The organism is Kitasatospora sp. NPDC004799 (genome assembly GCF_040609095.1).
GTDB lineage: Bacteria > Actinomycetota > Actinomycetes > Streptomycetales > Streptomycetaceae > Kitasatospora.
This window is the reverse complement of record NZ_JBEXJK010000133.1, coordinates 1-19,334: the sequence shown is the minus strand read 5'-3', so window position 1 is coordinate 19,334 and position 19,334 is coordinate 1. Positions and strand designations below refer to the sequence as shown.

The following is a 19,334-nucleotide window of genomic DNA, read 5'->3' as shown; positions in this document are numbered from 1 at the left end:
GTGGAGGGCATCCCCCGGGTGGCCGAGGCCGAGGTGTGGCGGGGCTGGCCGCGCGACAGGTGTCAGTGCCCCGCGATGTCGTCCGGCCGGACCTCGATGTGGTCGGCCGCGAGGTCGACCGCCACCCGGTGCTCCATGCCGAGCGACTCCAGGAACTTGACCGGCAGCTGCACCCGGCCGCTGCGGTCCAGCATCACGTACTCGCGCTCGTTCACGGACTCCTCGCCGTGCTCGTCCGTCACGGTGCGGCGCAGCACCTCACTGGCGGTCCGCCCGTCCCGGATCGCGACCGTCCGGCGGACCTCGCCCGCGACCATCGGGTCATGGGTGACGATCACGACGGTGGCGCCCAGTTCGCGGTTGACGGTGCGGAAGGACTCGAAGATGATCCCGGCGGTCTCCGAGTCCAGCTCGCCGGTGGGCTCGTCGGCGAGCAGCACCGGCGGGTTGTTGGCCATCGCCACCGCGATCGCCACCCGCTGCTGCTGGCCGCCGGAGAGCTCGTTGGGCTTGCGGTGGGCGAGTTCGCCGATCTCCAGCGCCTCCATCAGCTCGGCCACCCGGGCCGCCTGCCGCTTGGCCCCGCCGGCGCCCGAGCGGCGGCCGCGCAGCTGCATCGGCAGGGCGATGTTCTCGGCGGCGGTGAGGAACGGCAGCAGGTTGCGGGCGGTCTGCTGCCAGATGAAGCCGACCACCTCGCGCCGGTAGCGCAGCCGCTCCTTGACCGACATCTCCAGCAGGTCGCAGCCGGCCACGGTGGCGGTGCCGGCGGTCGGCACGTCCAGCCCGGCCAGGATGGTGAGCAGGGTGGACTTGCCGCTGCCCGAGGCGCCGACCAGGGCCACCAGGTCGCCCTGCCGGATGGTCAGTTCCAGGCCCTGGAGCGCCTGGACCTCGACCCCCTCCGCGCTGAAGATCCGGACCAGTCGGTCGCAGACGATGGCCGCCCCCTCGCCGTACGCCTTGGGCGAGGCGGCGGCGAGGGCCCGCTGCTGGAGCTCCTGGAGGCTGGGGGCCTCGACGACCGTCCGCTCCTGGGGAGTGCTCATCACCGCTCGTCTCCTGTCTCGACTGTCTGCTTCATCGCACCGCTCTCCACTGTCCCGGTGGCCCGGACCGCTGTCACGGCCCGGGCACCTCTCACGGCCGCCGCCGCGCCCGTCGTCCCCGGCCTCATTGCCGCTCCCCCGCGCGCAGTTCGGTGGCGATCTGGCGCCGGCCCGCGACCAGCGTCTCCAGCACCACGCCGAGGCAGACCACCAGGGTCAGGCCGGCGGTGGGCAGCAGCACCGGCAGCACCGCCGGGGCCAGGGTCTCGCCGACCGTGGCACCGACCAGTCCCGAGAGGTCGAAGGCGCCGCCGAGCAGGGCGACCGCGGCCACCGCGACCAGCCCGCCGCCGACGGCCGCCGCCAGGGTCTGCGGCAGCGCCTCGGCGATGATCAGTGCCAGGCCCTGCCGGGGCCGCAGGCCCATGGTGCGCAGCCGGGCGAGCACCGCCGTACGGTCCGGCGCGGCCCGCATCAGCGTCAGCAGCACGGCCAGCAGGGCGAACCCGGCGGCGGCGAAGCCCGCGTACCAGAACAGCCGTCCGGCGGCGTGCTGCACCGGGTCGCCGGCCAGTTCGGCGACCGTCTCGCGGCTGCTGTGCACCGCGTAGCCGGGGGGCAGGCCGGCGGACGCCTTCCCGGTCGCCTTGGCCTCGGCGTCGATCAGCTGGGCGACCCGCCCCAGTTGCACGGCGCTGATGCCGCGCTCCGTCAGCAGGGTGCGGACCCGGTCCGGGTCGACGTCGCCGACCGCGAACCACTTGTTCACCTTGTTCACCCGCTTGAGCTCCGGCAGGCGTCCCTTCGCGGGGCCGGCCGGCACCACGACGAAGGGCTTGCCGGGGTCCGGCAGGGCGGGCGTGGCGGTGACGATCCCGGCGACCCCGACGGCCATCTGGCTGCCGTACGGCGTGCGCACCTGCGGTGCGCCCTCCTTGAGGCGCTCGGCCAGGTCCCGGCTGAACAGTGCGGGCACCGGGCCGTCCGGGCCGCCGGGGGCGGCGGTCAGCGCGGCCGGGTCGTACCCGCCGACCCCGACGGAGCGGGAGATCTCCGCGTAGGCCTCGGGCTCGACCACCACCAGGATGGCGTCGGTGGTCTGCCGGTCGCCGCCGATGAAGAGGGCCCGGTCCTCGACCCAGGCGCCGGTCGCGGCCCGGACCCCGGGCAGTTCGCCGGCGGCCGTCGGCGTGTAGCGGACCTCGACCGACCTCACCGCCCGCTTCCCGGCACCCACGTCCTCGCCCTCCGACCCCGGCCCGCACATCTCCTGACGCCCGTATCGCCGGATCGTAGCAAAGGCCGTACGTACCCGATGCGATCGCGTCCGCGGGCTCCCGGCACGAACGCCCCGGCGCACAGGCGCGGACTCAGACCGTGAGTGCCCGCGCCGAGGCCCGGATCGGCGCCGGCAGCTCCGTCCACCCCCGCAGGTACCGGTCCACCGCCGCCGCCACCGCCCGCCCCTCGGCGATCGCCCAGACGATCAGCGACTGCCCGCGCCCGGCGTCCCCCGCGACGAACACGCCGTCCGCCGCCGTGGCGAAGCCGTCGTCCCTGGCCAGGGCGCCCTCCGCCCCGGCGGCGAGGCCGAGTTGCGCGAACAGCCGCGCGTCCGGCTCCGGCCCGGTGAACCCCAGCGCGAGCAGCACCAGTTGCGCGGGCAGGCTCCGCTCGGTGCCCGCCCGCGGGCTGCGGTCGGCGGGTTCGGCCTCGGCGCAGCGGACGGCGGCCAACCGGCCGTCCGGGCCCGGCTCGAAGCCCACGGTGACCGCCGCGAACATCCGGGGCCCGGCCGCCGCGGCGCCGGACTCCTCGTGCGAGGTCGTCTCCCGGTACACCTTGGGGTCCACCGGCCAGGGCTGCCCGGCAGCCCTGCCCCGCGGCGGACGCGGGTTGATGTCCAGCTGGGTGACCGAGGCGGCGCGCTGGCGCAGCGCCGTCCCCAGGCAGTCCGCCGCCGTGTCCCCACCGCCGACGATCACCACGTCCCGGCCCTCGGCGGACACCGGCGAGACCGGGCAGTCCCCCTCGTCCACCCGGTTCGCCCAGGTCAGGTAGTCGATCGCCTGGTGCACCCCGGACAGCTCCCGCCCCGGCACCGGCAGGTCCCGGCAGGCGGTCGCGCCCACCGCGACGACCACCGCGTCGTACCCGGCCCGCAGGTCCTCGCCCGGGACGTCCCGGCCGACCCACACCCCGGTGCGGAAGTCGACGCCCTCGGCCCGCAGCTGGTCCAGCCGGCGGTCCAGCCGGTGCTTCTCCAGCCGGAACGGCGGGATGCCGTACCGCAGCAGCCCGCCCGCGCGGTCCGCCCGCTCGTACACCGTGACGGCGTGCCCGGCCCTGGCCAGCTGCTGGGCGGCGGCCAGCCCGGCCGGGCCCGAGCCGATCACCGCGACCCGCCGCCCGCCGGCCCGCTCACCGCACTCGGGCGGCCGGGGCCCGTCCCAGCCCGCCTCCCAGGCCCGGTCGGCGATCGCCAGCTCCACGTTCTTGATCGTCACCGCCGCCCCGTCGATCGCCAGCACGCAGGCGCTCTCGCAGGGCGCCGGGCAGAGCCGCCCGGTGAACTCCGGGAAGTTGTTGGTCGCCAGCAGCCGCGCCGCGGCCGCCCGCCAGTCCGCGCCCGCCTCCGCGCCCCGCCCCTCCCCCGTCCCCGGCTCCGATCCCGACTCGGCCACCAGCCGGTTCCACTCCGGCACCAGGTTCCCCAGCGGACAGGCGCTGTGGCAGAACGGCAGCCCGCACTCCATGCACCGCCCCGCCTGCCGGCCCACCAGCGGCAGCAGCGCCCCCGGCCGGTACACCTCCCGCCAGTCCCCCAGCCGCTCCCGCGCGTCCCGCCGCTCCCGCTCCGCGCGGGGGGTGGTGAAGAAGGCCATCCGGTCTGCCATCGCGGCCTCCGGCAGGGCGTGCCGACACGGACAAGGCGGCCCACCCGGCGGCGCGCCACCGTACGGCCACCGTACGCCCGCGAAGCACCGCGCGAAACCGGCGGCGGTCGCGGACCGCCCCCGGCACCCCGGCCCCCGACCGGAGCCGCCGTGAGCACGCCAGGGAGAATCCCCACCATGACCCACACCGTGCTGATCGCCGAGGACGACCGGGCCATCCGCGACTCGCTCGCCCGCGCCCTGACGCTGGAGGGCTACCGGGTGCGGGTCGCGGCCGACGGCGCCCGGACCCTGGCCCTCCTCGCCGAGCAGCGCCCGGACGTCCTGGTGCTCGACGTGATGATGCCCGGGCCGGACGGCCTGGAGGTCTGCCGCCGGCTGCGCGCGGCCGGCGACCGCACCCCGGTGCTGATGCTCACCGCCCGGGTCGAGGTCCCGGACCGGATCGCCGGTCTGGACGCCGGCGCCGACGACTACCTGGTCAAGCCCTTCGACGTGGACGAGCTGTTCGCCCGCCTGCGCGCCCTGCTGCGCCGCCGCCCGACCGAGTCCGCCGCCGAGGCGCCGTCCGCCACCGAGGTGCTGGCCGTCGCCGACCTGCGGATCGAACCGCCGGCCCGCCGAGCCTGGCGCGCCGACCGGGAGCTCGAACTCTCCCGCACCGAGTTCGACCTGCTGGAGCTGCTGGCCCGGCACGCCGGCGCCGTCCTCGACCAGGCCACGCTGTACGAGCGGATCTGGGGGTACGACTTCGGCCCCGGTTCGAAGAACCTCGCGGTGTTCATCGGCTACCTGCGCCGCAAGCTCGACCGGCCCGGCCTGCCGCCGCTGATCCACACCGTCCGCGGCGTCGGCTACACGCTGCGCGAGCCGTGACCGGCCCGGCGCCCCGCCTCCGCCGGCTGCCGCGCCCGGGCCTGCGCACCACCCTCGCGCTGGCCTTCGCCGCGATCGCCGCGCTGGTCGCGGTGCTGATCGGCGCCTTCGGCTACCACGCCGCCGCCCGGCTGATCCGGGACGACGAGACCGCCGACTTCACCGCCGCCCTCGACTCCGTCGACCGGCAGGTCGAGCAACAGGTCCTCTTCCCGGGCGACTTCTCCGGACCGAACGGCCTGAGCGACGACCTGGTGCGCCCGATCCGGGTCACCACCCAGTCCCTCGACCCCGACGGCCGGGTGCTGCCCGGCACCGCCCGGATCGACCTGCCGCCGACACCGGACGACCGCGAGCTGGCCCGCACCGAGCAGCCCGGCCGCACCGCCACCGGGCTGCGCCACGGGCGCGACGGCGTCCTCCGGGTCGGTGTGGTCTCGCTCGGCGGAGCGCGCGGCGCGGTCCAGATCATCCAGCAGGTCGGGCCCACCGAGAAGCTGCTGACCGAACTGCGGAACCGCACGATCGCCCTGGTGGCGGTTGTCGCGGTGCTCGCCGGCGCCATCGGCCGGCTGCTCGCCCGAGGGATCGCCGGACGGCTGGTCCGGCTCACCGACGCGGCCGAACTGGTCGCCGCCAGCGGGCGGTTGGACGTACCGGTGCCCGCCGCCGGGACGGACGAGGTGGGCCGGCTCGGCCGGGCCTTCGACCGGATGCTGGTCCGGCTCGCCACCGCCAAGGAGGACCAGCGCCGGCTGGTCCAGGACGCCGGGCACGAGCTGCGCACCCCGCTGACCAGCCTGCGCACCAACCTCTCGGTGCTCCCCGCCCTGGACCGACTGCCGCCCGCCGAACGCGCCGCCCTGATGACCGATCTGGCCGACGAGGCACGGGAGTTGACCCAGCTGGTGGAGGAGCTGGTGGCGCTGGCGGCGGACCGCCGGGCGGACGAGCGGCCGACCGGGGTGGTGCTCGCGGACGTGGTCCGGCAGGCCGCCGCCCAGGCCCGGCGGCGCAGCGACCGGGAGATCCTGGTGGAAGCGGACGAGGCCGTCGTCACCGCCCGGCCGGACGCGCTGGCCCGCGCGGTGGGCAACCTGCTGGACAACGCCGCCAAGTTCGATCCGGCCGGGACGAGCCCGATCGAGGTGGTGGTGCGCGGCCCGCGGGTGGAGGTTCGCGACCGCGGCCCGGGCATCGACGAGGCCGACCTCGAACGGGTCTTCGACCGCTTCTACCGGGCCACCGCCGCCCGCAGCCTGCCCGGCTCCGGGCTGGGCCTGGCCATCGTGCACGAGGTGGCCCGCTCGCACGGCGGCACGGCGTTCGCCGCCAACCGGGAGGGCGGCGGCGCGGTCATCGGCTTCACCCTCGGCTCCTGAGCCGGCCCGGCACAAGGCCCCCCGACACGCAGCACGCGGCCCCGACACGCAGCAGGCGTCCCCCGACACGCAGCACGCGGCCCCGGCACACCGCCGGGGCCCGCCCGGGCCGTCAGCCGCCCCCGGTCACCCCCACCACTGCTCCGGCACCGGCTCCGGCTCCGGCTCCGGCGAGTCCGGGACCGTCACCGGTTCGGCGCAACGCACCAGCAGATCCCCCTCCTCGGTGCCGACGACCAGGTAGCCGCACTCGCGCAGCACGACCGCGGCCGCGCCGCTCAGCGCCGCGAGCGCCTCCCGGGAGGGTGGCCCGCCCGGCTCCGCACCCGGCGTCCAGCCGACCACCACGCCCTCGGGGTGACGGTCGATCCACAGCGGTGAGGGGCCCGGGCCGGTGTCGAACCCGGCGCGGGCCAGGGCCTCGGTGACGTCCTCGAAGAGTTCACGGTGATCCACCATTGGCGCAGCGTAGGCCCCGGACCGCGCGACCCCCGGACGCGGCGCGCGCCGAAACGCTTCAGCGGCACCCGACCGCAGCATCGGCGCCCGTTGGACCGAGCGGCGGCCAGCCGATCGGGCGTCAGGGCCCCCGTCCGGCCCGACACGAGCGGCCGGACGGGCCGATGGACGTGCACAGTCGGCCCCCTGCCGACAGCATGACAGAGTAAGCGCTCCATCACCCTGAGCAACGGGCCCAGTGGAACACCTGGTCCGCGTGCCGGTCCGGCCGGCGGGCCCGTATCGAGAGGTCCCATGATCACAACACTTCGCCGGCCGGCGTTCCCGCCGGCGGGCCTCCAGCACGGTTCGCCGAGGACGCCGGGGAGCCCGTCGTGAGAGCCGACCAGCAGTCGCAGCCGGGACCGGCGACCAGCACGCGCGCCGACCCCGCCAACAAGGCCGAGGCCCTGGCCGACTGGACCGACGGCCGGCTCGGCATCTACTCCCTGGCCAAGGCCAATCTCCGCAAGATCTTTCCCGACCACTGGTCCTTCATGCTGGGCGAGATCGCGCTCTACACCTTCGTCATCATCATCCTCACCGGCGTCTGGCTCACCCTGTTCTTCACGCCGAGCATGGGCGAGGTGGTCTACGACGGGTCGTACGTCCCCCTCCGGGGCATCCCGATGTCCGAGGCCTACGCCTCGACGATCAAAATCAGCTTCGACGTGCGCGGCGGCCTGCTGCTGCGCCAGATCCACCACTGGGCGGCGATCGTGTTCGTCGCCGCGATGCTGACCCACATGATGCGCGTCTTCTTCACCGGCGCGTTCCGCAAACCGCGCGAGATCAACTGGGTCTTCGGCGCGCTGCTGCTGATCCTCGGCATGTTCGACGGCTTCATGGGCTACTCGCTGCCCGACGACCTGCTCTCCGGCACCGGCATCCGCTTCATGCAGGGCGCTGTCCTCGCCGTCCCGATCGTCGGGACGTACATCCAGTTCTTCCTGTTCGGCGGCGAGTTCCCGGGCACCGACATCATCACCCGGCTGTTCACCGTCCACATCCTGCTGATCCCCGGGATCATGGTGGGCCTGCTCGCGGCGCACCTGATCCTGGTCTTCTACCACAAGCACACCCAGTTCGCCGGGCCCGGCCGGACCAACGAGAACGTGGTCGGCATGCCGCTGCTGCCGGTCTACACGGCCAAGGCGGGCGGCTTCTTCTTCCTGGTCTTCGGCGTGGTCGCGGTGATGTCGGCGATCGCCACGGTCAACCCGATCTGGGCGTACGGGCCGTACCGTCCGGACCAGGTGTCCACCGACGCCCAGCCGGACTGGTACATGGGCTTCTCCGAAGGCCTGATCCGCGTGATGCCCGGCTGGGAGATCAGCGTCTGGGGCGGCCACACCCTCAACCTCGGGGTGTTCATCCCGCTGATGGTCTTCCCGACCGTGCTGCTGGTGATCTGGTGCTACCCCTTCCTGGAGGGCTGGATCACCGGGGACCGCGGCGAGCACCACATCGCCGACCGCCCGCGCAACGCCCCGGTCCGCACCGCCTTCGGCGCGGCCTGGATCAGCCTCTACCTGCTCCTGCTGGCCGGCGGCGGCAACGACCTGCTGGCCACCCACTTCCACCTCTCGATCAACGCGATCACCTACGCGGTGCGGGCCGGCTTCTTCACCGTGCCGGTGGTCGTCTTCGTGATCACCAAGCGGTGGTGCCTGGGCCTCCAGCGGCGGGACAAGGAGAAGGTGCTGCACGGCCGGGAGACCGGCGTCATCAACCGGCTCCAGCACGGCGAGTTCGTCGAGGTGCACGCCCCGCTGCCGCCGGGCCGGCTCTACACCCTCACCGCACACGACCAGCCGCAGCCCTCCGTGCTGCCGCCCGAGGTGGACGAGAACGGGGTGGCCCGCAAGGCCGGGCTGTGGACCCGCGCGCGGGTCAAGCTCTCCCGCGGCTTCTACGGCGAGTACAGCCAGATCGCCAAGCCCACCGTCGAGGAGCACGAGGAGATCAGCAGCGGCCACGGCCACCACTGATCCCGCCCCGGCACCGAACGGGCCCGCTGCACCGGAAACGGCGCAGCGGGCCCTCGTCGTGTCCGGGCCCGTCGACGGCGGGCCCGGGCGCGCTCAGCCGCGCAGAACGGCCGGGACGACGGCGAACAGCGCCGCCGCCAGGGTGACGGAGAGGCAGAGCGCCGCCCAGCGGGCGCAGATCCGGCGGCACTCGACGCGGTACCGGGAGGCCAGTCGGCGGCAGCGCTCGACCGCGCGGTCGACGACCTCCTCGGCGTAGCGCAACCGGTCGGCGGCGTAGGCCTGTTCGATGATCTCCCGCTCCGGCACCGGCAGCCAGGGGAACTGCGCGGCGAACGCGCGGGCGTCCCGCTCGGCCGCCGCGACCTCCGCCTCCCAGGCCAGGAACCCCTCGATGCGGGCGAACTCCGCCCGGGAGTTCACCCTGGCACCGGCGCCGACGGGCCTGCCCTGGCGAGGGGCCCGCGCTCTCGGCGGACGCTGTCTGCCACCCATGACCGCTCCTCAAGTCCTGTCGAGCCGTCCCGCCGGAAAGCTTACGGGGGCCGGCTCCTGATGGGGATCGCTCCGCGACCAGGCAACTACTATCAGCGACAAACAGCAGGTGGCGGGCGGCTCGCCACAACCCGCACGTCCGGGAAAAACTTGCGCGCCGCGCACTATTGCGCACCACGCACCTTTGCTGGACAGTGGTGGCCATGACGAAGGGCCGACCCGGACTGCGGGAACGGAAGAAGGCCGCGACGCGGGAGGCGCTCAGCTGGGCGGCACTGCGCCTGGCCGTGGAGCGGGGCCTGGAGAACGTCCGGGTGGAGGACATCGCGGCCGCCGCCGGGGTGTCCCCCCGCACCTACAACAACTACTTCTCCAGCAAGGCCGAGGCGATCGTCTTCCGGCACCGCGACCGGGTCCTGCAGGCCGCCGAGGCACTGCGGGCCCGCCCGGCGGAGGAGCCGCTCTGGGAGGCGCTGACCCTCGCCCTCACCGCACCGTTCGCCGGCGTGGCCGAGGAGCCCGACCCGCAGTGGGTCGCGGCCGTACGGCTGCTCCTGCGCGAGCCCTCGCTCCAGGCCGAGCTGGTGCGCGGCGGTGCCACGACCCGGGCCGAGCTGGCGGCGGCGGTGGCCGAGCGGACCGGCACCGACGCCGAGCGGGACCTCTACCCGAAGCTGGTCGCCTCGGCCGCGCTCTCCGCCCTGCAGGCCGCCAACGAGCACTACCTGACCGCCGACCCGGTGGTGGCGTTCCAGCCGCTGTTCGCCGAGGCGCTGCGGCAGCTGGCGGCCGGGCTTCCCGATCCGCGGCACCGGTGAACCCACCACGTTCGAGGGGGAATTGACATGATCCACGATGTCGTCGTGGTCGGCGCCGGCCCGGTCGGGCTGTTCCTGGCCGGCGAACTGGCGCTGGCCGGGGTCCGGCCGGTGGTCCTGGACCGGCTGCCCGCGCGCTCGGGCGAGCAGAAGGCCAACGGGCTCGTCGGCCAGGTGCTCCGACTGCTCGACCACCGCGGTCTCCACCAGCCGCTCAGCGGCCTCCCGGGCGCGCCGCGGCCCGTGCCGCGCTTCGTCTTCGGCGCCTTCCCGCTGGAGCTGCACCGGCTCGACCGCAACCCGCTGTACGCCGCGCCCGTGCCCCAGCGCCGGGTCGAGGAGGTGCTGGAGGAACGCGCCCGCGACCTGGGCGTCACCATGCGCCGCGACTGCGAGGTCACCGGGTTCCTCCAGGACCCGACGGGGGTGACCGTCGACGTCCACGGCCCCGGCGGCGCCGGGCAGTTGCGCGCCCGGTACCTGGTCGGCGCGGACGGCGGGCGCAGCACCGTCCGCAAGCTCGCCGGAATCGGCTTCCCCGGCGTCACCGCGACCGACCCGGTCTCCCGCCTCGCCCACGTGCTGCCGCCCGAGGGCCTGCGCGTCACCGACGACGGCGACGTCCTGCTGCCGGGCTGCCCGACCCCGTTCCGCCCGTACACCCACACCCGCACCGAGCACGGCGTGTTCGTGCTGGCCCCGTTCAACCCGGACGCCGTCATGATCGCCACGATGGAGTGGGGCGGCGAGCCGGTGGACCAGCGGACCCCGCTCACCCTGGACGAGCTGCGCGCCAGCATCCGCCGGGTGACCGGCGCCGACCTGGCGCTCGCCCCGGCCCGCACCGCCGGACCGTTCACCCCGCGCCGCACCGTCGGCCACAACACCCGGCTCGCTGAGAGCTACCGGCAGGGCCGCGTGCTGCTGGTCGGCGACGCCGCCCACGTGCACGCCGCGACCGGCGGTCCGGGCCTCAACCTCGGCCTCCAGGACGCCGCCAACCTCGGCTGGAAGCTCGCCGCCGAGCTGCGCGGCTGGGCGCCGCCCGGCCTGCTGGACAGCTACCAGCGCGAACGCCGCCCGGTCGGCGAGCGGGTGTTCATGCACTCCCAGGCGCAGATCGCGCTGATGGCCCCCGGCCCCGGGACGACCGCGGTGCGCGCCCTGTTCGGCGAGCTGCTGGCGCACCCGGACAACCTCGGCCGGATCGCCGAACTGATGGCGGGCAGCGACGTCCGCTACGAGGTCGACTGCCCGCACCCGCTGGCCGGCAGGTTCGTGCCGGACCTCGCGGCGACCACCCCGGACGGCTCCGTCCGGATCGCCGAACTCGCCCGCACCGGGCGCCCGTTGCTCATCGACCTCACCGGCGGGGAGCTCGGCCTCGCGGGCCCGCTGGCGGGCTGGACGGACCGGGCGGACCTGGTCACGGCCCACTGCGCGCAGCCGCCGGCCGGCGCACTGCTGCTGCGCCCGGACGGCTACGTCGCCTGGGCCACCGGACCCGACCGGGCGGACCAGGAGGACCAGGACGGGCTGGTCAGGGCGCTGCGGACCTGGTTCGGCGCCGCGCGCTCCTGAGCCCGACCGGTTCCGGGCAGGGCGGCATCCGCGTCACGCGTGGGGTGGTCGGGGAGCCGCCCGGCGGGTGGGGAACAATGGACGGCATGTCCCGACGCCGTTCCGCGCCCCGCGCCGCCACGCCCCGACTGCTGCCCTCCTCCCCCTGCCCGTGCGGCCTGCCCGCCGCCTACGGCGACTGCTGCGGCCGGTTCCACCGGGGCCAGTCGGCGGCCACCACCGCCGAGTCCCTGATGCGCTCCCGGTTCAGCGCCTTCGCCGCGCAGGACGAGGCGTACCTGCTGCGCACCTGGCACCCGGACACCCGGCCCGCCGAGGTCGACTTCGACCCGGGGCTGCGCTGGACCGGGCTGGAGATCGTCGCCACCACCGAGGGCGGCGCCTTCCACGCGCAGGGCACGGTCGCCTTCCGGGCGCACTGGACCGAGGGCGGCGAGGCGGGCGTGCTCACCGAGAACAGCCGCTTCGTGCGGCACGAGGGCGCCTGGGTGTACCTCGACGCCCTCTCGCTCGGCTGAGCCGCCCGCTCCACGGTCGTCGCGCGCGGTCCGGTTACAGGTAGTCGTCCAGCCGGGCCAGCGCGAAGCCCTGCGCGGTGACCTCGTCGACGACCTTGCGCAGCAGGTCCGGCATCGAGGCCTTCCAGATGTCGGTGCCCCGGAAGTGGGTCAGGATGATGTCGCCCGGATGCAGCTTCCGGTCGTCGTAGCGCCACTCCAGGTGGTCCGGGAAGGCCTCCTCGTTCCACAGCGGCACCGCCTCCACCCCGCAGGAGGCCGCCGCGCGCAGGGTGTCGTCGTTGTACTCGCCGTACGGCGGGCGGAAGAGCCGGGGGCGGACCCCGATCTGCTGCTCCAGCTGGTCCTGCTGGTCGCAGATCTCCCGGCGCTGGGTCTCGTAGTCCAGCACCTTCAGGTTGCGGTGGTTGATCGTGTGGTTGTTGATCTCCACACCCTGGGCGTGGAGATCGCGGAAGTAGCCGTAGTTCTCGCGGGCGAGGTAGTCGGAGACGTAGGCGCTGAGCGGGATGCCCAGCTCCTCGGCCATCCGGGAGAACTCGGGGTCCTTCTCGGCGCCGTCGTCGACGGTCAGGAAGACCACCTTGTCCTCGGTCGGCACCCGGTAGACCACGGGCGGGCGCCCGTCCGCGAGCTTGACGCCCTGCACCGGGGCCAGCGCGGCCCTGGTCGCCGGGCGCGGCGGGGCCTGGAGCGGCGGGCGCTCCAGGCCCCAGTGCTGGGCGGTCTCCAGCGCGGCGCGGACGGAGGCCTCCTGACTGACCATGGACTCGCTGCTGTTCTGCTCCTCCTGGCGGGCCAGGCCGGGCAGCAGCGGCGCCGCGGGCGGGGCGCCCGCGTGGTCGGCGCCCTCGGCGGCGGCGGCCGCGGGAGCCGCTGCGGCCTGCGGAGCCGCCGCGGCCTCGGCGGCGGGCGCCGGGATCGCGTTCGCGTCGGCGGCCGGGACGGCCTTCGGGCCGGCGGGAGCGGCCGGAGCGGCGCAGCCGGTGAGGACGGCGGAGAGGCAGACGGTGGCCAGCAGGCCGGTCCGTACGCCGCTCCGACGCCGCTGATTCCCCCTCAGACCCCCACTCATACGACAACCTGATGGTCTGTTCATAGCTGCACTGCTCCCCCGCCGTGCACCACCGCCAATCCCCTCGTCACCCGCGCGGGGCAACGACGCACCGGAGGCCTTGCCGTTCCTTTGCCCGGGCGGCGCGGCGGCGGCCGACGGGGCGATCGGACGGGCGGGGCCGGTCGGAACGGGCAGGGCCGGTCGGACGGGCGGGACCGGTCGGACGGGCGGGACCGGTCGGACGCCGGGAAAACCGATTGCGGCGCCGACGCCGTGAAGCGGATCATGCGCGCATGACGAACACCGCGCCCCGCCGCTCCGGCCCCTGGACCGTCGCCACGGCCGACGTGACCGCCCCCGAGGCCCTGGACCTGCTGCGCGAGTACTACTACGACGTGGCCAACCGCTACTACCGCCTGCACTTCGACCGGGAGGGCGCCCCCGAGGAGCTGGAGTCCGGCCTGGCCGGCTCCCCCAGCGACGACCTCGCCGCCCCGGACGGCCTGTTCCTGATCGGCCGCCACGACGGCGTCGCCCACTCCTGCGCCGGCCTGCGGCGGCTCGACGCCACCACCGCCGAACTCACCCGCGTGTTCGTCCGCCCCGGCCTGCGCGGCACCGGCGGCGGCGCCGTCCTGCTGGCCGCCGTCGACCGGGCCGCCCGCTCGCTGGGCGCCGAGCGGATCGTCCTCGACACCCGCCTCGACCTGATCGAGGCCCGCACGCTGTACCTGCGGAACGGGTACCGGGAGATCCCCGCCTACAGCCAGGGGCCGTACGCCGAGATCTGGTACGGGAAGGACCTCACCGCCGTTGCGCGGCAGGTCGGTTGAGCGGGTCCCTACCCGGCGCTCGCGCCGGAGCGGGGCGGCGGCCCGGCCGCCAGAGCGGCGGCGAGTTCGGCCGCCGAGGGCGGGTTGGCGCCCGGGCGGGCCACGGTCAGCGCCGCCGCCGTCACCGCCTCGGTGAGGCAGGCCGCGAGCTCGGCACCGGCGGCGCGGGCGTGCAGGAAGGCGGCCATGAAGGAGTCGCCGGCGCCGACGGTGTCCGCGACCGGCACCGGGACGGCCGCGGCCTCGGCGCGGCCGCCGTCGGCGGTGCGGGCGAAGGCGCCCTCGGCACCGAGGGTGACCGCGACCACGGCGGGGCCGAGGGCCAGCCAGCGCTCGGCCACCGCCTCGGGCCGCTCGCCCGGGTAGAGCCAGGCCAGGTCCTCGTCGCCGGCCTTGACCAGGTCGCTCAGCGCCACCCAGCGCTCGACCCGGCGGACGGCCTCGGCCCGGTCCCCCATCAGCGCCGGGCGCACGTTCGGGTCGTAGCTGATCTGCGCCCGCCCGCGCCAGCGCTCCACCAGCGCCCGTACCGATCCCGCTCCCGGCTCGGTGACCGCGGCGATCGAGCCGACGTGGATCGCGGCGGGCGGCTCGTCGGGTTCGGTCGGCGGGAGCGTCCAGCTGATGTCGAAGGTGTAGCGGGCCCGCCCCTGGCCGTCCAGCTCCACCACCGCCGAGGGCGTCCGGGCGACCTCGGCCGCCGCCACCCGCACGCCCGCCGACTCCAGGTGCCGCCGGATCAGCCGGCCGTTGGCGTCCGGCCCCAGCTCGGTGAGCAGCGTGGCCGGGCGGCCCAGCCGGGCCAGGCCGTAGGCGACGTTCGCGGGGCTGCCGCCGGGGTGCACCCGGTCCGGGGCCGCACCCGTACGGACGATGTCGGCGACGCACTCGCCGATCACCAGAACGGATGAAGCTGGGCTGGTCACGGCGGCTCCTGGCATCCGGTACGCAAACGTCGTCTCGGCTGCCAGCCTACGGGCCGCCGCCGGCCTCGGGGAACAGGGGACCGCGGCGAGGCCGGCGGCCCTGGCCGTCCCCGGGGGCCGGGTGCTCGGCGGCGAAAGCGGCCGGCCGTGCTCGCGCGCGGTACCGGCCGCTCCACCGGGATCCCGCTCTCGCGCGGACCTCAGACGGTTGCCGGCCGCTCGCGCAGCAGCAGCCCCGCCGTCACGGCGACCGTCGCCGCCGCCAGTCCGTGGACACCGAACGCGGTCGCCGCCGGGCCGCCTTCGCTCAGCACGACCAGCATGTCGCCGGTCGGGACGACGGCCATCGCCGCCATCGCCAGCCCCAGCGCCTTGCGCTGCCCGGCCAGCAGCACCGTGAGGATCACCAGCCCGAAGCCGATGTCCCGCATGCCCTTGACCCTCAGGAAGCCGTTCCCCAGGTCTCCCGACCAGAGCGGCACCCCGAACCCTTCGGCCGTCGCCCGCGGCGCGAGCAGGAAGCTGATCCCGGTGTAGAGGAGGAACAGACCGGCGATGACGGCGAGGACGGTGGCAATGTGCTTCATGCTCATGACAGAACTCCTGGGAATATCGTACGGCGGGGCGGAACGGAACGACGGTGGGCGGGCGGAGTGCTCGGGGGGCCGGGCCCGTCAGGGGCGGATGACATAGCGGCCGCGGAGGCCGCTCTCGGCGGTGGCCCGGTGGGCCTCGGCGGCCCGGTCCAGGGGGACGACCGCGTGGACGCGGGCCGGGAGTTCGCCCGAGGCCGCACGCGTGAGGAGGTCGGCCAGTCGCGCGCCGTCGAAGGCGGTGACCACGGAGGCGACCGAGATCCCGCGCTCGGCGGCCGGTCCGAGGCCCGGCCGCAGCCCCACGTAGGCCCCGCCGTCGCGGACCAGCCCGAGCGCCTCCCCGTTCAGCTGGGCGGGGTCGACGACCGCGTCCCAGGCCGGCTCGGCCCGCGTGGTGAAGTCGGCGCCGAGGCCGCGGACGAACTCCTCGTCACCGGTGCGGGCGAGCCCGGTCACCTGCCAGCCGCGGTCCCGGGCGAGGACGGCCACGTTCGCTCCGACCGCCCCCGCGGCACCGGTCACCAGCAGCCGGGCGGCCCCGGCCGGCGCGTCGCCGAGCAGGTCGACGGCCTGCGCGGCGGCCAGCCCGTTGAGCGGGACCGTGGTCGCGGCCAGCAGGTCCAGTTCCTCGGGGACCGCGACGACGTCGGCCGCCGCGACCACGATCTGCTCGGCGTAGGTGCCGTAGTCGCGGTCGAAGCCGACCACCAGACCGGCCACCCGGGTGCCGACGGCCAGGTCGACGCCCGGCCCGGCCGCGTCCACGACGCCGGCGAACTCCCAGCCCAGGCCCGTGTGCTCGGGCTGGTCGACCAGCCCCATCGCGTGGAAGAAGCCCGCCGCGACGCCGAGGTCGGTGGGATTGACCGTCGCCGCGGCGATGGCGACGCGGACCCGGCCGGGGCCGGGATCGACCACGGGCACCTCGATGACCTCGATCGAGTCGGGCCCGTTCGGGGTGCGGACGACGGCGGTGCGGAAGGTGGGGGTGCTCATGGGTGCGCTCCTCTGCGGTGGGGTGATCGTTTCCGGGTTCCATGCTGGTCCCGTGGACTCCCCACCGGAAGAAGGCACTTGAAAGTGCGTAAGCTGCCACCAGGAACGGAAGGGGAGATCGATGTCGACGCAGACGGCGGCTCAGCAGCGGGCCGAGGCGAGAACGAGTTACAACGCTTTCATGGACGGGTGCCCCAGCCGGCAGTTGCTCGACCGCATCTCCGACAAGTGGGTCGCGCTGATCCTCGCGGCGCTCGGCAGCGACGGCCCGCACCGCCCCGGGGTCGAGCACGGCGACGGGCCCCGGCCGATGCGCTACTCCGAGCTGTCCCGCCGACTCGCGGGCGCCAGCCAGAAGATGCTCACCCAGACCCTGCGGTCCCTGGAGGCCGACGGCCTGGTCACCCGTACCGTCACGCCCACCGTTCCCGTCACCGTCACCTACGAACTGACCGACCTCGGCCTGTCCCTGAACCGCGTCATGGCCGGCCTCAAGGACTGGGCCGAGACGCACATGGCCGACGTGCTCGCCCACCGCGAGGGACACCACCGCACGGCGGCCGAAAGCTGAGCCCGCCGGTCGTACCCACGGCAGGACAGACCGGGCGTTCGGCAGGGTGGTCGGTGCTTCGCGGAATCGCGTCCGCGCGCGCCCGGGCAGGGAAGTACGGCCGCCGGACCTGGCCAGGTTTTCCGACGGCCGTGGCTCGTCCGTCAGGGGACGACGCACTCCCCACGGTAGACCGCGCGCGGGCGCACCGCCATCACCCTGGGCCGTCCGGGGGACACGGTGCGTCGCCGGAACGCACCGATCGCGCCCGCGCCGGCCCCGCGGTCCACTAGCATCCGTGGCCAGGCTCTCCCGTCCCGGCGGCTCCCGCCTCCACCCGCTCCTGAAGTGCGGTGATCACCCTTGTTCAGGCCCCGCGTCGGTCTCGTCCTCTCGCTCGCCCTCAGTGGGGTGCTGCTGTCCGCGAGCGTGCCGACGGCCGGCGCCGCCGGCGGGCTGGGCGATCCGGTCTTCCCGTCGCTCGGCAACACCGGGTACCAGGCGCTCGGCTACGACCTGGCCTTCGAGTACCGGCCCGACAGCCGGACGGTGGAGGGCACGGCCGTGGTCACCGTGCGGCCCGACCGCGCGCTGGCGCGGCTGGAGTTGGACGCGCTCGGGCTGGCCGTGCGCGCCGTCCGGGTCGACGGGCGGCCGGCGGACTTCGCGGCCCACGACGAGAAGCTGACGGTCACCCCGTCCAGGCCGTTGTTCCCGGGCGGCGTCACCCGGCTGACCGTCGAGTACACCGCCGACCCGCGCGCCCGGCTGCCGCACACCGGGTGGGTCCCCACCCCGGACGGCTTCGCGGTGGCGGGCCAGCCGAAGAGCGCGCACACCGTCTTCCCGTGCAACGACCACCCGAGCGACAAGGCCCGGTTCACCATCGCGGTGACCGCCCCGGACGGCCTCCTCGGCGTCGCCAACGGGGAGTTGGCGGCCACCGAGCGGCTCGGCGACGGCCGCACCACCCGCCGGTACGTCTCCCGCGAGCCGATGGCCACCGAGCTGGTGCAGGTCTCGGTCGGCGACTACACCGTGCGCGAGCGCACCGGCCCGCACGGCCTGCCGCTGCGCGACGTGGTGCCGACCGCGCGCGCCGCCGAGCTGGAAGCGGCGCTCGCCCTCACCCCCGGCCAACTCGCCTGGGCCGAGGCGCACCTGGGGCCGTTCCCGTTCGAGACGTACGGGATCCTGCCGGCCGACACCGACGATCCGGCCGCGTTCGCCTTCACCGGCCTGGAAACCCAGACGCTCACCCTCTACAAGCCGAACTTCCTGCGGCAGGCGGAGCCGGCGATCGGCTCGCACATGATGCACGAGCTGGTCCACTCCTGGTTCGGCGACAGCGTCTCCCCCGCCCGCTGGTCCGACCTCTGGCTCAACGAGGGGCACGCCGACTTCTACGGGCTGACGTACCGCTACGAGCGCGGCTGGCCGGACGCCTGGGGCTACACCACGCTGGTCGACCGGATGCGCTACCTGTACGGCCTCGGCGACCAGTGGCGGCACGACTCCGGGCCGGTGGCCTCCCCCACCGCCGCCAACCTCTTCGACAGCCAGCGCTACACGGGCGGCGCGCTGGTGCTGTTCGCGCTGCGGGAGAAGGTCGGGGCGGAGACCTTCGACCGGATCGAACGCGCCTTCCTGAGCACGTACCGGTACGGGAACGCGACCACCGAGGACTACGTGCGGACGGCCTCGGTGGTGTCCGGGCAGGACCTGCGGGGCTTCCTCGACGACTGGCTGTACGGGCTGCGGACGCCGCCGATGCCGGGGCACCCGGACTGGGTGGTGGGCCCGGTGGGCCTGGTGGGAGCCGCCCCCGGGGTGGCGGGTCCGGGCGCGTCGGCTCCCGGGGCATCGGCCTGGGAGGGTGGGGCCGCAGGGGCGGGCGGGCCCGGGGTGGCGCGGGGCTCCGGGACGCTCTGACGGCGCGGCTGGGGCTGCTGGTGCACGCCCGGCGCGCCGCCGTGCGTCCGGTCGCCCCTCGCACGCCCCTGACCGACCGGGGCTGGTGGGGCCATGGTGGTTCCCACGGCCCGCCCGCCGCCCGGCCCAGTCCCGGTCGGCTCGCGGGCCGTCCAACGTTTCCGGGCGTCCCCGCCCGTGAGGTGGTGTCAGGCCGTCCCGGCCGGATTGTCAGTGCCTGGTGCTGGGGTCCGTCTTCAAACTCCCGTCGTTCGCCCGGAGGGCGGGCGGCGCGGCGTTGGGGTGCGTGCATCGCAAGGCGGAGGAGGGAGCCACTGCGGAGCATTGGCGACCGACGAC

At 75.1% G+C, this 19,334-nt stretch carries 18 protein-coding genes; 9 read left to right on the top strand and 9 right to left on the bottom strand.

Annotated features, from left to right (window positions below; all coding sequences use genetic code 11):
* Window positions 1-62: 62 nt before the first annotated feature.
* From ABZW03_RS18670 to ABZW03_RS18660, 3 genes are all read right to left on the bottom strand, one after another.
* Window positions 63-1,049, bottom strand: a complete 987-nt coding sequence (locus ABZW03_RS18670; protein WP_355258994.1) for an ABC transporter ATP-binding protein — start codon at window positions 1,047-1,049, stop codon at window positions 63-65.
* 124 nt (window positions 1,050-1,173) lie between these two features.
* Entirely contained in the window at window positions 1,174-2,265 is a 1,092-nt protein-coding gene (locus tag ABZW03_RS18665; RefSeq protein WP_355258991.1) for a hypothetical protein, read from the bottom strand.
* A 154-nt stretch (window positions 2,266-2,419) separates the two neighbouring features.
* On the bottom strand, window positions 2,420-3,946 hold the full coding sequence (locus ABZW03_RS18660) for a glutamate synthase subunit beta (RefSeq protein WP_355258988.1): 1,527 nt from the start codon (window positions 3,944-3,946) through the stop codon (window positions 2,420-2,422).
* Window positions 3,947-4,123: 177 nt separating this feature from the next.
* On the opposite strand from ABZW03_RS18660, the gene ABZW03_RS18655 reads away from it, so the two are divergent.
* On the top strand, window positions 4,124-4,822 hold the full coding sequence (locus ABZW03_RS18655) for a response regulator transcription factor (protein WP_355258985.1): 699 nt from the start codon (window positions 4,124-4,126) through the stop codon (window positions 4,820-4,822).
* Window positions 4,819-6,204, top strand: a complete 1,386-nt coding sequence (locus tag ABZW03_RS18650; RefSeq protein ID WP_355258982.1) for an ATP-binding protein — start codon at window positions 4,819-4,821, stop codon at window positions 6,202-6,204. The genes ABZW03_RS18655 and ABZW03_RS18650 overlap by 4 nt, the downstream gene beginning before the upstream one ends.
* A gap of 126 nt (window positions 6,205-6,330) precedes the next feature.
* Here ABZW03_RS18650 and ABZW03_RS18645 read toward each other — a convergent pair whose 3' ends face one another.
* A complete protein-coding gene (locus ABZW03_RS18645) occupies window positions 6,331-6,663 on the bottom strand; it encodes a hypothetical protein (protein WP_355258979.1) in 333 nt (110 codons plus the stop codon).
* 449 nt (window positions 6,664-7,112) lie between these two features.
* On the opposite strand from ABZW03_RS18645, the gene ABZW03_RS18640 reads away from it, so the two are divergent.
* A complete protein-coding gene (locus tag ABZW03_RS18640) occupies window positions 7,113-8,693 on the top strand; it encodes a ubiquinol-cytochrome c reductase cytochrome b subunit (RefSeq protein WP_355259000.1) in 1,581 nt (526 codons plus the stop codon).
* 93 nt (window positions 8,694-8,786) lie between these two features.
* Here ABZW03_RS18640 and ABZW03_RS18635 read toward each other — a convergent pair whose 3' ends face one another.
* Complete coding sequence (locus ABZW03_RS18635) at window positions 8,787-9,116, bottom strand: hypothetical protein (protein WP_355258977.1); 330 nt, start codon at window positions 9,114-9,116, stop codon at window positions 8,787-8,789.
* Window positions 9,117-9,391: 275 nt separating this feature from the next.
* On the opposite strand from ABZW03_RS18635, the gene ABZW03_RS18630 reads away from it, so the two are divergent.
* The 3 genes from ABZW03_RS18630 to ABZW03_RS18620 all read left to right on the top strand — a co-directional run bounded on the left by ABZW03_RS18630 (window position 9,392) and on the right by ABZW03_RS18620 (window position 12,105).
* Entirely contained in the window at window positions 9,392-10,006 is a 615-nt protein-coding gene (locus ABZW03_RS18630) for a TetR family transcriptional regulator (RefSeq protein ID WP_355258975.1), read from the top strand.
* A 27-nt stretch (window positions 10,007-10,033) separates the two neighbouring features.
* Window positions 10,034-11,587, top strand: coding sequence for an FAD-dependent monooxygenase (locus ABZW03_RS18625; protein WP_355258973.1), 1,554 nt, complete (start codon window positions 10,034-10,036; stop codon window positions 11,585-11,587).
* Between the two features lie 86 nt (window positions 11,588-11,673).
* Window positions 11,674-12,105, top strand: a complete 432-nt coding sequence (locus ABZW03_RS18620) for a YchJ family metal-binding protein (protein WP_355258970.1) — start codon at window positions 11,674-11,676, stop codon at window positions 12,103-12,105.
* Between the two features lie 34 nt (window positions 12,106-12,139).
* Here the strand turns inward: ABZW03_RS18620 and ABZW03_RS18615 are convergent, their stop codons facing one another.
* On the bottom strand, window positions 12,140-13,180 hold the full coding sequence (locus tag ABZW03_RS18615; RefSeq protein ID WP_355258967.1) for a polysaccharide deacetylase family protein: 1,041 nt from the start codon (window positions 13,178-13,180) through the stop codon (window positions 12,140-12,142).
* A gap of 275 nt (window positions 13,181-13,455) precedes the next feature.
* Here ABZW03_RS18615 and ABZW03_RS18610 point away from each other — a divergent pair, with 275 nt between their 5' ends.
* The gene (locus ABZW03_RS18610) at window positions 13,456-13,995 is read left to right on the top strand and encodes a GNAT family N-acetyltransferase (protein ID WP_355258964.1); all 540 of its coding nucleotides are present in this window, start codon (window positions 13,456-13,458) and stop codon (window positions 13,993-13,995) included.
* An 8-nt stretch (window positions 13,996-14,003) separates the two neighbouring features.
* Here ABZW03_RS18610 and ABZW03_RS18605 read toward each other — a convergent pair whose 3' ends face one another.
* From ABZW03_RS18605 to ABZW03_RS18595, 3 genes are all read right to left on the bottom strand, one after another.
* The gene (locus ABZW03_RS18605; RefSeq protein WP_355258961.1) at window positions 14,004-14,921 is read right to left on the bottom strand and encodes a carbohydrate kinase; all 918 of its coding nucleotides are present in this window, start codon (window positions 14,919-14,921) and stop codon (window positions 14,004-14,006) included.
* Between the two features lie 200 nt (window positions 14,922-15,121).
* Window positions 15,122-15,514: a DUF4267 domain-containing protein gene (locus ABZW03_RS18600; protein WP_355258958.1), complete on the bottom strand. Its 393-nt coding sequence runs from the start codon at window positions 15,512-15,514 to the stop codon at window positions 15,122-15,124.
* Between the two features lie 81 nt (window positions 15,515-15,595).
* Complete coding sequence (locus ABZW03_RS18595; protein WP_355258955.1) at window positions 15,596-16,513, bottom strand: zinc-binding dehydrogenase; 918 nt, start codon at window positions 16,511-16,513, stop codon at window positions 15,596-15,598.
* Between the two features lie 121 nt (window positions 16,514-16,634).
* Between ABZW03_RS18595 and ABZW03_RS18590 the strand changes: the two genes are divergently transcribed.
* On the top strand, window positions 16,635-17,084 hold the full coding sequence (locus tag ABZW03_RS18590; RefSeq protein WP_355258952.1) for a helix-turn-helix domain-containing protein: 450 nt from the start codon (window positions 16,635-16,637) through the stop codon (window positions 17,082-17,084).
* A gap of 390 nt (window positions 17,085-17,474) precedes the next feature.
* The gene (locus ABZW03_RS18585) at window positions 17,475-18,995 is read left to right on the top strand and encodes a M1 family metallopeptidase (RefSeq protein ID WP_355258997.1); all 1,521 of its coding nucleotides are present in this window, start codon (window positions 17,475-17,477) and stop codon (window positions 18,993-18,995) included.
* Window positions 18,996-19,334: the final 339 nt, after the last annotated feature.

Coding starts and splice junctions, on each gene's coding strand:
- ABZW03_RS18670 (WP_355258994.1), bottom strand. CDS start 1,049: ATGAGCACTCCCCAGGAGCGGACGGTCGTCGAGGCCCCCAGCCTCCAG.
- ABZW03_RS18660 (WP_355258988.1), bottom strand. CDS start 3,946: ATGGCAGACCGGATGGCCTTCTTCACCACCCCCCGCGCGGAGCGGGAG.
- ABZW03_RS18655 (WP_355258985.1), top strand. CDS start 4,124: ATGACCCACACCGTGCTGATCGCCGAGGACGACCGGGCCATCCGCGAC.
- ABZW03_RS18645 (WP_355258979.1), bottom strand. CDS start 6,663: ATGGTGGATCACCGTGAACTCTTCGAGGACGTCACCGAGGCCCTGGCC.
- ABZW03_RS18630 (WP_355258975.1), top strand. CDS start 9,392: ATGACGAAGGGCCGACCCGGACTGCGGGAACGGAAGAAGGCCGCGACG.
- ABZW03_RS18625 (WP_355258973.1), top strand. CDS start 10,034: ATGATCCACGATGTCGTCGTGGTCGGCGCCGGCCCGGTCGGGCTGTTC.
- ABZW03_RS18620 (WP_355258970.1), top strand. CDS start 11,674: ATGTCCCGACGCCGTTCCGCGCCCCGCGCCGCCACGCCCCGACTGCTG.
- ABZW03_RS18615 (WP_355258967.1), bottom strand. CDS start 13,180: ATGAGTGGGGGTCTGAGGGGGAATCAGCGGCGTCGGAGCGGCGTACGG.
- ABZW03_RS18610 (WP_355258964.1), top strand. CDS start 13,456: ATGACGAACACCGCGCCCCGCCGCTCCGGCCCCTGGACCGTCGCCACG.
- ABZW03_RS18600 (WP_355258958.1), bottom strand. CDS start 15,514: ATGAGCATGAAGCACATTGCCACCGTCCTCGCCGTCATCGCCGGTCTG.
- ABZW03_RS18595 (WP_355258955.1), bottom strand. CDS start 16,513: ATGAGCACCCCCACCTTCCGCACCGCCGTCGTCCGCACCCCGAACGGG.
- ABZW03_RS18590 (WP_355258952.1), top strand. CDS start 16,635: ATGTCGACGCAGACGGCGGCTCAGCAGCGGGCCGAGGCGAGAACGAGT.